Source organism: Natronomonas sp., from assembly GCF_028274965.1.
In the GTDB taxonomy this organism is placed as follows: Archaea; Halobacteriota; Halobacteria; order Halobacteriales; family Haloarculaceae; genus Natronomonas.
This window is the reverse complement of record NZ_JAQCNO010000014.1, coordinates 13,294-25,461: the sequence shown is the minus strand read 5'-3', so window position 1 is coordinate 25,461 and position 12,168 is coordinate 13,294. Positions and strand designations below refer to the sequence as shown.

13 protein-coding genes are annotated in these 12,168 nt (G+C 70.4%); 10 read left to right on the top strand and 3 right to left on the bottom strand.

Features of this window, described 5'->3' with window-relative positions; genetic code table 11:
* Positions 1 to 91 precede the first annotated feature (91 nt).
* Positions 92 to 868 carry a helix-turn-helix transcriptional regulator gene (locus tag Q0916_RS02165; RefSeq protein ID WP_299233716.1) on the top strand — a complete coding sequence of 259 codons (777 nt, stop codon included), beginning with the start codon at positions 92 to 94 and terminating at the stop codon, positions 866 to 868.
* A gap of 32 nt (positions 869 to 900) precedes the next feature.
* Positions 901 to 1,692 (top strand): HVO_0234 family beta-propeller protein, encoded by a 792-nt coding sequence (locus Q0916_RS02160; RefSeq protein ID WP_299233713.1) that lies wholly within the window; start codon positions 901 to 903, stop codon positions 1,690 to 1,692.
* A 120-nt stretch (positions 1,693 to 1,812) separates the two neighbouring features.
* Here the strand turns inward: Q0916_RS02160 and Q0916_RS02155 are convergent, their stop codons facing one another.
* The 3 genes from Q0916_RS02155 to nreA all read right to left on the bottom strand — a co-directional run bounded on the left by Q0916_RS02155 (position 1,813) and on the right by nreA (position 4,467).
* A complete protein-coding gene (locus Q0916_RS02155; RefSeq protein ID WP_299233712.1) occupies positions 1,813 to 2,904 on the bottom strand; it encodes a DUF373 family protein in 1,092 nt (363 codons plus the stop codon).
* A 73-nt stretch (positions 2,905 to 2,977) separates the two neighbouring features.
* Positions 2,978 to 3,109, bottom strand: coding sequence for a hypothetical protein (locus Q0916_RS02150; RefSeq protein ID WP_299233710.1), 132 nt, complete (start codon positions 3,107 to 3,109; stop codon positions 2,978 to 2,980).
* A 71-nt stretch (positions 3,110 to 3,180) separates the two neighbouring features.
* Complete coding sequence (gene nreA, locus Q0916_RS02145; protein WP_299233709.1) at positions 3,181 to 4,467, bottom strand: DNA repair protein NreA; 1,287 nt, start codon at positions 4,465 to 4,467, stop codon at positions 3,181 to 3,183.
* Positions 4,468 to 4,547: 80 nt separating this feature from the next.
* Between nreA and rnhA the strand changes: the two genes are divergently transcribed.
* The 8 genes from rnhA (at position 4,548) to Q0916_RS02105 (ending at position 12,153) form a co-directional block, all read left to right on the top strand.
* Complete coding sequence (gene rnhA, locus Q0916_RS02140) at positions 4,548 to 5,138, top strand: ribonuclease HI (protein WP_299233707.1); 591 nt, start codon at positions 4,548 to 4,550, stop codon at positions 5,136 to 5,138.
* Entirely contained in the window at positions 5,131 to 5,697 is a 567-nt protein-coding gene (locus tag Q0916_RS02135) for a DUF7108 family protein (protein ID WP_299233706.1), read from the top strand. Before rnhA ends, Q0916_RS02135 begins: the two co-directional genes overlap by 8 nt.
* Positions 5,698 to 5,762: 65 nt before the next feature.
* Positions 5,763 to 6,302: an inorganic diphosphatase gene (locus Q0916_RS02130; RefSeq protein WP_299233705.1), complete on the top strand. Its 540-nt coding sequence runs from the start codon at positions 5,763 to 5,765 to the stop codon at positions 6,300 to 6,302.
* Between the two features lie 194 nt (positions 6,303 to 6,496).
* Positions 6,497 to 7,831: an alkaline phosphatase family protein gene (locus Q0916_RS02125; RefSeq protein WP_299233703.1), complete on the top strand. Its 1,335-nt coding sequence runs from the start codon at positions 6,497 to 6,499 to the stop codon at positions 7,829 to 7,831.
* 45 nt (positions 7,832 to 7,876) lie between these two features.
* Positions 7,877 to 8,239 (top strand): DUF7310 family coiled-coil domain-containing protein, encoded by a 363-nt coding sequence (locus Q0916_RS02120; protein ID WP_299233701.1) that lies wholly within the window; start codon positions 7,877 to 7,879, stop codon positions 8,237 to 8,239.
* Complete coding sequence (locus Q0916_RS02115) at positions 8,236 to 8,664, top strand: DUF7311 family protein (protein WP_299233699.1); 429 nt, start codon at positions 8,236 to 8,238, stop codon at positions 8,662 to 8,664. The genes Q0916_RS02120 and Q0916_RS02115 overlap by 4 nt, the downstream gene beginning before the upstream one ends.
* Positions 8,665 to 8,689: 25 nt before the next feature.
* Positions 8,690 to 10,468 (top strand): ATPase, T2SS/T4P/T4SS family, encoded by a 1,779-nt coding sequence (locus Q0916_RS02110; RefSeq protein WP_299233697.1) that lies wholly within the window; start codon positions 8,690 to 8,692, stop codon positions 10,466 to 10,468.
* 14 nt (positions 10,469 to 10,482) lie between these two features.
* Positions 10,483 to 12,153 (top strand): type II secretion system F family protein, encoded by a 1,671-nt coding sequence (locus tag Q0916_RS02105; protein WP_299233695.1) that lies wholly within the window; start codon positions 10,483 to 10,485, stop codon positions 12,151 to 12,153.
* Positions 12,154 to 12,168: the final 15 nt, after the last annotated feature.

The following is a 12,168-nucleotide window of genomic DNA, read 5'->3' as shown; positions in this document are numbered from 1 at the left end:
ACGAACGTTCGAGCCCCGAACGGCGTTCGGAGCCGCGGACGCGTCTCGGGCTGCGAAACCTTCAGGTGGACACGCGGAGTACGGTGGCCAAATGGGTGGCCCGGACCGGACGCGGCGCGACGGCATCGACGCTCTCGCCGCGGTCCTTCGGAAGCGAGCGCCGCTTTTGCGCTTGCTCGCCGACGCGCCCCGCGACCAGCGGGACCTCCGGGACGAACTGGGCGTCTCGCGCTCGACCGTCTACAAGTCGATCCGCGAACTGACCGAACGCGGCATCGTCACCGACCGCAACGGCGCGTACGACCTCACCGGGTTCGGCCGCCTCGCCTGGCAGCGACACAACGAGTACGCCGCACGCCTCGGCCGCCTCGACGCCGGCCGGCGGCTGATCGAGACGCTCCCCGACGGGCGGCGGTTCCCGCCGACGCTCTTCGAGCGCGGCCGGATCATCGCCCCCGGTCGGCACGCGCCCGAACGACCCCTCGAACGGCTCGAGGCCGTCGGCGACCGCGCGGACCACATCAGAGCGGTCTCGCCGTCGGGGCTGCCGCGGTTTTTGGCCGACCTCCACGAGGACGTCGACGACGGCGTGCGGACGGCGACGATCGTCATCGAGGCCGACGCGCTCGCGCGCCTCCGCGACACGTACGACCGGTTCCCGGAGGCGGTCGCCACGGACGGCCTCGAGATGCGTCGCATCGACAACGAACTACGCTTTGCGTTCGTCCTGTTCGACGACGCGGAGATCGGGCTGTTCGGCTACGACGACGGCGTTCTGATCGGAGCCGTGTTCAGCACCGACGACGACGCCCTCGCGTGGGGGGCGCGACTGTTCGATCGGTTCGGCGACCGGTCGGTCGAGATATAAACGCTTTCGACGGTGCCACGCCGTGGGGACGTATGACCGACGAGGACGACAGCCTCCGAGCGAAGCGGGTGTACGCCGACGCGACGGGCGCGACGACCGCGTTCGTTGGAACCGCCGCCGGCGTGGTCCGGGTCTCCGTCTCCGACGACATCGTCGGGGAGTTCTCGCTGGAGTACGCGGCCGAGGTGACCGATCTCGCCGTCGCCGACGGCTCGCTCGCGGTCGGCACGCCGGATGACGTGTTCGTCCGCTCCGGGGAGACGTTCGAGGCGACCGGGTTCGGCCCCGCGAGCGCCGTCGGTCACGACCGGAGCGGACGGCTGATCGCGGCCGGCGCGGGCCGCCTCGCGCGTTATGAGACCGAGTGGACCACGCTCGCCGAACTCGACGCCGTCCGCGCGATCAGCTCCGACATGGTCGCCGCCGCCTCCGGCATCCACCGCCACGACGGGACACACGTCGGACTCGACGACGCCCGGGACGTCTCGACCGCCGGCCGCCCCCTCGCCGCGACGGCGGCGGGGCTGTACTACCTCGCAAACGGGTGGATGCGCGCCCTCGAAGGCGACGTCTCAGTCGTCGCGAGCGACGGGGCGACGCGACACGCCGCGGCCGGGGCGACCTGTTATATCGGCTCCGACGACGGGACGTGGCGCGAAACGGAACTGCCGGTGGCGGAGCCGATCGCCGACATCGCCCACGGCGGCGGCGTCTACGCCGTCACGACCGACGGGACCGTCCTCGCAAACGTCGGCGACGGCTGGCGACACCGCTCGCTCGGCGTGCCCGACGTGACCGCGCTGGCGGTCGAACCACCGGTCTGACCGCCCGGGTTTATGTACGATGACGGGACCCGAATCCCCGTGTCCTGAGCCGTCGCCGGTCGTCCGAACGCGGGAGCGTGGCGGACGGGCGATCGGGCCGAAACGCGCCACCTGTTCGAATCACCCGGTGAGTTCGCGGTCCCGGCTCTGGGGGTAACGCTGCTCCGCGACGGCGAACGCGAGCGTGCTCGCGAGTCCGATGAACGTCCCCGTCGTCAGCGTGAGCGCAAGATAGGAGAGCCCGGCGAAGGGCAATGAGAGAAAGAAGGCGCTCAGCCCGTGTAACACGACAGAGATCGCGGCGACATAAAACGGCGCGTTGAGATACCGCCAGCGGAACCCCCCGGCGAGGTACTCGTCGGTGATCCGGCCGAGCGCGGCGACGATACCGGCCGCGGCGACCCACTGGACGGCGCCGTACACGAAGGCGGCGACGAGCCCGGTGGCCGCCGGATCGACGCCGACGCGCGTCTCGGCCGCCTCGATGCCGCCGACGGTACCCACGGCGATCAGCGCCGCCGCGACGACGTACGTGACGAGCTGGATCCGCCCCGAAAAGAGCCCGACGCGGATCCGTTCGATCGTCTCGTCGATCGTGTCCTCGAGTCCGAGCCCACGGAACAGGACGTACAACCCGAGAAGCGCCGAGACGACCCCGAGCGTCGACCCGGGGAGCCCGACGATCTCCGCGGCGATCGAGATGGGGTAGATGAGAAGCAGGATTCCGAGCGGGATGAGTATCGTCCCCCGCGTCTCGGGGTCCGCGAGCACCTGCTTGAACGTGTAGTACATCGACTCCAGGTCCTGGGCCTGCCTGACGACGACACGCCGCACGCTGTCGATCGGCACCCGCGAGCGGATGACCGGCAGCACGCTCTCGTCCTGTGCGCCGTCGGTGACGACGACCGCGCGAACGTCCTCTCGCGTCGATAGCGACGCGAGGACGGTATCGACCTCCGCGCCGACCTTCCTGTTGGCCGAGACGTCGGCCTTCGCCGTTCCGGTGACGACGGCGACCTCGACCGACTCGTCGTCGATGCTGTCGTAGAGGTGCGTTCCCTGAAAACAGACGTTCACGTCGGAGTCCTCGGGATCGGCGGTCGCCAGAGCGACGGCGGCGGACTCGACGCTGTCGCGGCCGACGACAGGCGTGTCGAACGCCGTCTTCCGGCCGAGGTCGTCGTCGAGGTCGACACACAGGATGAGCAACATCGCTCGTTGTCCCCTGTTTCGGGCGGTCAGTTAAGTGGTTTCTCCCCGCCGGACTCGACGACGCGAGGCCGTCTCAGCGCCGCAACATCCGCTCGAAGAGCCGGCGCTCGCGCGCCATCTTGTACAGAAACAGCGAGGGCACAGCCAACGAGACGACCGAAAGCACGGCGACGAAGACCCCCGACACGCTGAGTACCCCGGACATGTCTCCCGATACGGCGATGCGGTATTAACGGCTTCGGGGACGCCCGCGAACGTGCCCGAACGGGCCGCTTGCTACCTGCCGTCGGCGCCGACCCCGGCCCCGAACGCCGAGAGGTCACTCTGGATCCCGGCGGCGAGCGTCGATTTCCTACGCAACGCCGCCATCGAGACGGGCAGCCGCGGGACGAGTTCCCGGAGCGCGCCGTGGAACGTCTCGGCGACGGCCGGGTCGCCCTCGAAGGCGTTTCGCACGGACTCGCGGACCTGCCAGACGCCGACGGGCGCCCAGTACCCCTCCGTCGCGTGCCGGATGACGAACACCGTCGCCTGCCTGCCGCGGTCCGCTAGCTCCTCGAGCACGCCCAACCGCGCCGCGTAGTACGCGCCCGAGGTCTCGTCGACGTAGTCGCTTCGACCGCCGCGGCCCTCGCTGTCGGCGGCCATGTACAACCGCCCGCCGGGATCGGGGTTCCAGATGCTGCCGGGGGCCTTCAGTTCGAGGAGTTCGAACTCCCAATCGCCGGGGGCGGCGATCACCCAGTACTCGTTGCCCATGTAGCTGTTGTGCCAGACGAGCGTCCGGTCGATGCTCGGGGCGTTCCGAACGCTCCCGCGGAGGTACTGCCCGACGGTGTCGTCGACGGCCGTGATCGACCACCGGGTCGGCACGAGGCGCCTCCGCTCGGCCTTCCCGAGCGCGCCGACCGACAGCACGTTGTTGATCTCGTAGACGTCGAACCCGCGGCGATAGAGGTACGCGATCGCCCCCTCGGCGCGCCACTCGTCGTCCGAGAGCGTCTTCTCGATCGCCCGCGGCACCGACGGGTTCTCCGTCACGCTGGCGCTGTCGGCGCTCGCCCGCGGCCCCCTCGGCGCGGCGATGTCCTCGAGCGAGCCGTCGAGGTCGAACCCCGGCCGACCGCCGAGATCGAGTTCGATATCGACCGGCCGATCGGCGATCGCGACCTCCCGTTGGGTCCCGACGAACCCGTCCCAGACGTCGTGGGCATCGACGTTCGACCGCCGCGTGGAGTTCAACAGCCCGGTCCGCCGCCGGAAGACGTCGTCGATGCTGTACCCCTGTCGGTACCACTCGGCGGTCGTCACGTAGTCGGCGGCGTCGCTCTCGTCGCCGACCGGCGCGAGCAGCCCGGCCGAGACGTTCGGGTAGCTCGATCGCCCGACGAACACCGACGGGGCGGTCGATCCCACCATCGTCCCCCCCGAGAGCGTCTCGTCGAAGCGCGTTCGGGCGTCGTCTATGTGCTCCGTGACGGCGTAGGACTTCTCCTCGGCGAGCCTCCGGAGTTCGACCGACTCGTCGCGGTCGAGGCCGTCCACGTACTCGTCGAGGCGCATACGCCGGGTAGACGTCCGCCCCTCAAGAGTCGTTCGGGGCGGACCACAACAGCTAACCCCGCCTGTCGCCAGCCGCAAACATGCCCGTCGTCGACTGCGACCCCGACGCCGCCCGCCGCCGACTCGAAACCGAAGGGATCGACATCGAGTCCGGCAACACCGACCACGAACGGTGGCGGGCCGAACACGGGGGCGCAACGGCCGTCGCCTACGAGGACAGCGTCGTGGTTCAGGGCGCCGATCCGACCCGGATCCTCGGGCTTCTCCGTGATGACGGCGGGCGTGTACACGCGTACTTCGACGGGGCCTCCCGCGGTAACCCCGGCCCGGGGGCGGTCGGGTGGGTCCTCGTCACGGCCGACGGGATCGTCGCGGAGGGCTCCGAGCGGATCGGCCGCGTCACGAACAACCGAGCGGAGTACGAGGCGCTCGTTCGCGTCCTCGAGGCGGCCGCCGACTACGGCTTCGACGAACTCGACATCAGGGGCGACTCACAGCTCGTGGTCAAGCAGGTCCGCGGCGAGTACGACGTCAACGACCCCGCCCTCCGGGAGAAACGGCTCCGAGCGCGCGAACTGCTCGAGGGCTTCGAGTCGTGGTCGATCGATCACGTTCCGAGAGAAATAAACGATCGGGCGGACGAACTCGCGACCGAGGCACTCGATGGCTGAGACGAACCGACCGCCGCCGGACGCGATCGACCGCGCGGTGCGGCTCACCCGACGCGCCCGCTCGGCGACCGACGAGAGCGAACGCGAGGCGTACCTCGAGGACCGTTCGGCGCTCCTGTCGGAGTACTCCTACGCCGCCCGGACCAGAAGCGACGGCGGCGGCGAGACGCTGATCCTCTATCCGACCGAGTGGCTCGAGGACGGGACGGTCGTCCTCGAGGCGGTCACCGACACCGACCGGGCGATCGAGCGCTCGCTGTCCGGCCCGGGGACGGGCGACGACTGGGGCGAGATCGACGAACACAACCGGGCCGTCGCGCGGACGGTCCGAGAGCGCCACGGCGACGTCCACGGCGACACGGCCGACGCCTTCGCGACGTTCATGAGCAACCACTACGCGAAACCGATCGAGGCGGCGACCCCGGGCGAGCGCGACGAGTTCCGCACCGAGTACTTCCGCCGGAACGCGTGGCCGAGCGACGAACAGCGGGCGGAGCTCGATCGCTCCGTCGAACTCGTCCTCGACGCGGCGAGGGCGCGGCGGGGCTCCGACGGCTAGCGCCGGGGGCTCGCGGTCGCCCCGTGTCGAAAGCTCTTTGCGCCGGTCGATCCTGACCTGCGGGTATGGCCGGAGCAAACCTGTGGACGGACCTGGAGACGGGACCGAACGCGCCCGAGGAGATCTACGCCGTCGTCGAGTGTCTGAAGGGCGAACGGAACAAATACGAGTACGACAAGGACGTCCCCGGCGTCGTGTTGGACCGCGTGCTGCACTCGAACGTGCACTACCCCTCCGATTACGGGTTCATCCCGCGGTCGTACTACGACGACGAGGACCCCTTCGACGTGCTCGTGTTGGTCGAAGACCAGACGTTCCCCGGGTGCGTGATCGAGGCCCGCCCGATCGCGCTGATGAAGATGGACGACGACGGCGAACAGGACGACAAGGTCATCGCGGTCCCGACCGAGGACCCCCGCTACGACCACCTCGAGGACCTCGAGGACATCCCGACACAGACCCTCGACGAGATCGACGAGTTCTTTTCGACCTACAAGAACCTCGAGGAGGGCAAGGAGGTCGAGACGCTCGGATGGGAGGACAGGGCGGCGGCGATGGACGCGATCGAACACGCACAGGAGCTGTACGAAGAGCAGTTCGGATAACGAACGCCGCCGTCCCGCGCGGTCGCTGCGGGGCTGCGAACGCGTTCGTCCCGTTTTCGAGCGCCGTCGCGTCGGCGCTTCCGAGCGCCCGTCTGTCGGGTGCGGTCCCGGAACGGATTGCTCCTTTCGGTGACCGGCGTCCGGTCTCAGGCGCGAAACGAAACTTCTTGTAACTCCCTCTCCCAGACGGGCGTATGGGACTGTTCGATCGGCTCCGCGGCGGCGACGGCCCTCGGGTCGCCTTCTTCGGCATCGACGGCGTACCGTACTCACTGATCGCCGACAACGAGGACACCTTCGAGAACCTCCACGAGATGTCCGCCGGCGGTTCAATCGACTCCATCGTGCCGCCCGAGTCGAGCGCCTGCTGGCCGGCGCTGACGACGGGCGTCAACCCGGGCGAAACCGGCGTGTACGGCTTCCAGGACCGCGAAAACGGAAGCTACGACACGTACGTTCCGATGGGACAGGACGTGCAGGCGACCCGGATCTGGTCCCGCGTCGACAACACCGGCGGCGAGGCGACGGTCCTGAACGTCCCCGTCACGTTCCCGCCGGACCGGGACATCCAGCGGATGGTAAGCGGCTTCCTCTCGCCCGGCGTCGAGAAGGCGGCGTATCCGGACGAACTCCGGGCGACGCTCGAGGAGCTCGATTACAAGATCGACGTCAACGCCAAACTCGGCCACAAGGAGGACAAATCGGAGTTCATCGAGGACGCCCACCGGACTCTTGAGGCCCGCTTCGAGGCGTTCAAACACTACGTCGAGGAGGACGACTGGAACCTCTTTTTCGGCGTGTTCATGACGACCGATCGCGTGAACCACTTCCTGTTCAAACACTACGCCGAGGACGGCGAGTACAGAGAGGAGTTCCTCGAGTTCTACGAGAAACTCGACGGCTACCTCGGGGAACTCCGCAGCATGCTGGACGACGAGACGACGATGGTCGTCGCGTCGGACCACGGCTTCACGTCGCTCGATCACGAGGTCAAGTGCAACGTCTGGCTCGAACGGGAGGGGTGGCTCTCCTTCGACGGCGACGATCACGACGGTCTCGGTGACATCGCCGACGACACCCGGGCGTACTCGCTCATCCCCGGCCGGTTCTATCTCAACCTGGAGGGCCGCGAGCCGCGGGGATCGGTCCCACAGGAGGACTACGAGTCGGTTCGGGCCGAACTCAAAGCCGACCTCGAAGGGCTCGAGGGCCCCGACGGACGCCCCGTTGCGGAGCGCGTCGTGACGTGTGAGGACGCCTTCCGGGGCGACCACGATGACATCGCACCCGACCTTGTCGTCATCCCGAACGACGGGTTCGACCTCAAATCCGGGTTCCGCGGGGGCGAGAAGGTCTTCGACACCGGACCGCGAAACGGCATGCACAGCTTCGAGAACGCGTGTCTGTTCGTCGACGACGCCGCCGCGACGATCGACGACGCCGACCTCTACGACATCCCGCCGACGATTCTGGATCTCCTCGACATCGAGATCGACCGCCGCGAGTTCGACGGCGCGTCGCTGGTGTAACCCGCGACCGAGCGTTTATCACCGAGCACGCGACCACCTCGCCGCGTGGCACCGTCAGACCTCGACCGCGAATCCGTCGAACGCCGGCTCGACGCCGTCGAGCGGGCGCTCACGGACGAACGATCCGTGGAACGAGTCGACGAACTGGACGAGATCGAAACGCGGGTCGCCGAACTCGAAGCCGCCGTGCAGGCGCTTCGCGGGTACGTCGGCTCCGTGCGGGCCGTCAACGAGGACGTCGAGCGGCGCGCCGACCGCGCCCTCCGACGGGCCGAGGCGCTCGAGCGCCACGTCGGGCCGACCGAGGCCGACCCTGACCCCGATCACGACCCCGACCCCGACCGCGATCCGGGGGACGACTCTGCCGACGCGTCGGGCGCGCTCGGTCGGCTCCGAAACCGCCTGTGATCCGCGTCGTCGTCGCCGTTGTGTTGAGTTCGGCGCTTCTCGGGGCCGCCCTTCCGAGCGCCGAGCGCGCCGACCGCGAGCGAAACGCCGCGCTCGCGACCGCCGAACTGGAGGCGATCGCCGACCGGGCGGCGCGACTCGCCGCCGAGAACGATCCGGTCGCCCCCGGCCGAACGCCGGCCGCGATCACGGTTTCGATCGACGTTCCGCAGCCGACATTCGCCGACGGCGGGCGGGTGCGGATCCGCCGCGACGAACTGCGCTGGGAGCCGATCGACGGGCCGAACCGAAGCGTCGGTCTCCCGGTCGAACTCCGCGTCGAATCATCCATCGTTCTCACCGACCGGGCGCGCATCCGGTTGTCGCTCCGCCGGATCGACGGCGACGCGGTCGTCGTTGCGCGCCCGCTGGACCCGTCGGTTTAAATCGGATCGCGCGACCAGACGCCCCGTGCTCGACGCGTTACTCCCCTCGGATCCCGATTGTGCCTGCGAACCGACGCTCGAGACCGATCGCCTCCGGATCGAGAGCGAACCGTGCCCCGGCGCCGGACGCCTCGCCGAGGAGCCGGCCTGCCGCCGAACGGCGATCGAGGCGCTGGAGCAGCGGGACGTTGAGACGGTCCACACCCGCGCGAACGGTTTCGAGCGGGCCTACGAGGACGGGGCTGCGGACCTGCTCGTCGCGGCCGGACGGTTCGCGGACGCCGTCGGGTTTCACGACGAGGCGCTGGCAGAGCGCGCCCGCGGGGACCCTCTTGGTGCCGGACGGGCGGCCGTCGGCCGCGGGGACGCCGTCGCCCGACTCGTCGCCGAGACCGGGGTAGCCGCGTTTCTGGGAAGCGACTACGCGACGACGCTGCGGCCGCACGTTGGGCCGACGGTCGCCCGCTCGCGGGTCGCGACCCGGTCGCCGCCCGGCGCGACCCTGCGAGCGCGGTACGAACTCGATACCGGCGCTGTCGTCCGAAAGTACGGCGGCGACCCGCTGGGAACGTACCACATCACCCCCGCCGAACACCGCCTCGACGCCGCCGCGACCGCGACGCTTGCGGCCGCCCACCGACGCCTGGCCCGCGGCGCCGTCACCGGCGGCGAGCGCGCGCCGTCGCGTGCGGTTCGGTCGGTCGCGGCGGACGACCAGCCGGTCGAAACCATCGCGAGCGCGCTCTCGAAACACACCCGCGGCCTCGGCGTGCTCGACGACTGCTTCGCCGACCCTGGGGTCACCGACGCCTTCGCGACCGCCCCCGTGAGCGAAAACAGGCTCCGGGTCCGGTGCGACGGCGAGACGCTCCGGACGAACGTCAGACTGACCGAGGAGGGCGTCTCGGCGCTCGCCTCGCGGTTTCGCCGGTCCAGCGGTCGGGCGTTCTCACAGGCTGACCCGACGCTCGCCGCGACGGCCGATGCCTCGGGGCGGCGGATACGGGTCGCCGGCGTCACCGACCCCGTCAGCACCGGAACCGGGTTTACATTTCGCGCACACGACGAGTCGGCGTTTCGGCTGGCCGACCTGGTCGACAACGGAACGCTTCCCCGGCGGGCTGCGGCCTTCCTCGCCGTCGCGACTGCCCGCGGTGCTGCGACGCTTCTCGCCGGGGCCCGCGGCGCCGGCAAAACGACCCTTTTGGGCGCGCTGCTGTGGGAGATCCCGCCCGACGTCAGAACGGTTGCGATCGAGGACACCCCTGAGCTCCCGATCGCCGAACTGCAGGCCGACGAGCGGGACGTCCAGCCGCTTCGGGTCTCAACCGACGGCGGGGCGTCGATCGAGGCCACCGACGCGCTCAGAACCGCCCTCCGACTCGGTGACGGGGCGTTGGTCGTCGGCGAGGTCCGCGGCGAGGAAGCGCAGGTGCTCTACGAGGCGATGCGGGTTGGGGCCGCCGACGGATCCGTCCTCGGGACGATCCACGGCGGCGGCGGCGAGTCGGTCAGGGAGCGCGTCGTCACCGACCTCGGCGTTCCGGAATCGGCCTTCGCCGACACGGACCTCGTGGTCACGGTCGAAGCCTACGATGGTTCCGAGGGGCGACAACGCCGCCTCGCGACGATCGAGGCCGTTCGCCGGGGCGAGGACGGCGTCGACTTCGAGGCGCTGTACGACGCCGACGACGGGACCGACGCGCTGACCGACGACGACGCGCTCGATTCCTTCCGCGGTCCGACGGAACCGGTCTCGGACGTCCGCGACGCGATCGAGCGCCGAGCGCGGGCGCTGCCGTGACGACGGTTCCTCCGATGGCGGCGGCGCGCGGACTCGCGTCCGTCTCTCCGAGGGAGTCGCTCCCGGACCCGGTACGGGACGTGGAGCCGTTTCTCGACCGCGACGCTCGTGCGCTCGTCGCCGTCACCGATGCGATCGGGGTCTTCGCCGGACTCTGCTGGGCGATCGGTGCGGTCGCGTTCGGGCGGCTATCGGTCCTCGCTCTCGCCGTCGTCGCCGGTTACGGGGCGTCGCTGCTCGCCCGCGGCGGACTCGTCGCGCTCGGAAACGCCCGCCGGAGTCGGACGCTCGGCACCGCACCGACCCTCGTCGGCCGCGCGGTCCTCCGGATGCGGATCGCGCCGACCGCGGAGGACGCGGCGGCGTTCGCGGCCGAGACGCGGGGCCGACTCGGCGATCGTCTCGCCGACCACGTCGCCCGCGCACGCGGCACGCCGGCGTCCGGGCTCGGTCCGTTCGCCGACGCCTGGCGGGAGCGCTTTCCGGCCCTCCACCGCTCTGTGACGATCGTCGAGGCCGCGGCGGACGCGCCGCCCGACGAGCGAGACCGGACGCTCGATCGCGCGACAGACGCGATCCTCGAGGGGACGAAGGACCGCGCGAGCCGCGCGGCGGACTCGCTTCGCGGCCCTGCGACCGCCCTGTACGCATTCGGCGTCCTCCTCCCGCTCGCGCTCGTCAGCGTGCTGCCGGCCGCCGGCGCGGCCGGGGTCGAAGCGACCCTCCCGGTCGTCGTCGCGGTGTACGACCTGCTTCTGCCGGCCGGACTGATCTGTGCCGGCGGCTGGCTCCTCTCGACGCGTCCCGTTGCCTTCCCGCCGTCGACGGCACAGAGCGACACGACCCGGCCGGTTCTCTGCGTCGCCGCCGGCGTTTCGGCCGCCCTCTCTGGGTGGCTCGGCGCTCGCGCGGCCCTCGCGCCGTGGACGCCGCCGCTCGCCGCTGTCGGCCTCGGCGCCGGCGCGTCGCTTCTGGTCCGGTACCGCCCGACGGTCGCGGTTCGGAAACGCACGAGCGAACTCGAGAACGCGCTCCCGGACGCGCTCTATCTCGTCGGCCGCCGCGTCTCAGACGGGATCGCCGTCGAACGGGCGGTCGCCGACGCGGCCGACGAACTCGGCGGCATCGCAGGCGAGACGTTCGAGGCGGCGGCCAGACGCCAGCGCCAACTCCGCGTCGGCATCGAGACGGCCTTTCTCGGCGAGCACGGCGCGCTCGAGACCGTTCCCAGCCAGCGCGCCGAAAGCGCAGCGCGGCTCCTCGGCATTGCCGCGGGCGCCGGTCCACCGGCCGGCCGGGCGCTGGTCGAGACGGCCGATCATCTCAACGAACTCCAGCGCGTCGAGCGGGAGGCCCACCGGAGCCTCGGTCGCGTGACGTCGACGCTCTCGAACACGGCCGCCTTCTTCGGGCCGCTCGTCGGCGGTGCAACCGTCGCGCTCGCCGACAGCGTCGGAACCACCGACGCCCTCGGCGGCGGCGCGCCGGAAACGGCCGGACTCGGTCTCGCGATCGGCGCGTACGTCCTGCTCCTCGCGGTGGTTCTCACCGCGATCTCGACGGGGCTAGGACGCGGCCTCGATCGCGCGACGGTCGGGTACCGGATCGGCGCGGCGCTCTGTACGGCGACCGGTACGTACCTCGTCGCCGTCTCGGTGACGACGTCCGTCTCCGGAGGTTTATAACTGAGAGCCAGGCCA

Coding starts and splice junctions, on each gene's coding strand:
- Q0916_RS02160 (WP_299233713.1), top strand. CDS start 901: ATGACCGACGAGGACGACAGCCTCCGAGCGAAGCGGGTGTACGCCGAC.
- Q0916_RS02135 (WP_299233706.1), top strand. CDS start 5,131: ATGGCTGAGACGAACCGACCGCCGCCGGACGCGATCGACCGCGCGGTG.
- Q0916_RS02155 (WP_299233712.1), bottom strand. CDS start 2,904: ATGTTGCTCATCCTGTGTGTCGACCTCGACGACGACCTCGGCCGGAAG.
- Q0916_RS02125 (WP_299233703.1), top strand. CDS start 6,497: ATGGGACTGTTCGATCGGCTCCGCGGCGGCGACGGCCCTCGGGTCGCC.
- Q0916_RS02105 (WP_299233695.1), top strand. CDS start 10,483: ATGGCGGCGGCGCGCGGACTCGCGTCCGTCTCTCCGAGGGAGTCGCTC.
- rnhA (WP_299233707.1), top strand. CDS start 4,548: ATGCCCGTCGTCGACTGCGACCCCGACGCCGCCCGCCGCCGACTCGAA.
- Q0916_RS02130 (WP_299233705.1), top strand. CDS start 5,763: ATGGCCGGAGCAAACCTGTGGACGGACCTGGAGACGGGACCGAACGCG.
- Q0916_RS02165 (WP_299233716.1), top strand. CDS start 92: ATGGGTGGCCCGGACCGGACGCGGCGCGACGGCATCGACGCTCTCGCC.
- nreA (WP_299233709.1), bottom strand. CDS start 4,467: ATGCGCCTCGACGAGTACGTGGACGGCCTCGACCGCGACGAGTCGGTC.
- Q0916_RS02150 (WP_299233710.1), bottom strand. CDS start 3,109: ATGTCCGGGGTACTCAGCGTGTCGGGGGTCTTCGTCGCCGTGCTTTCG.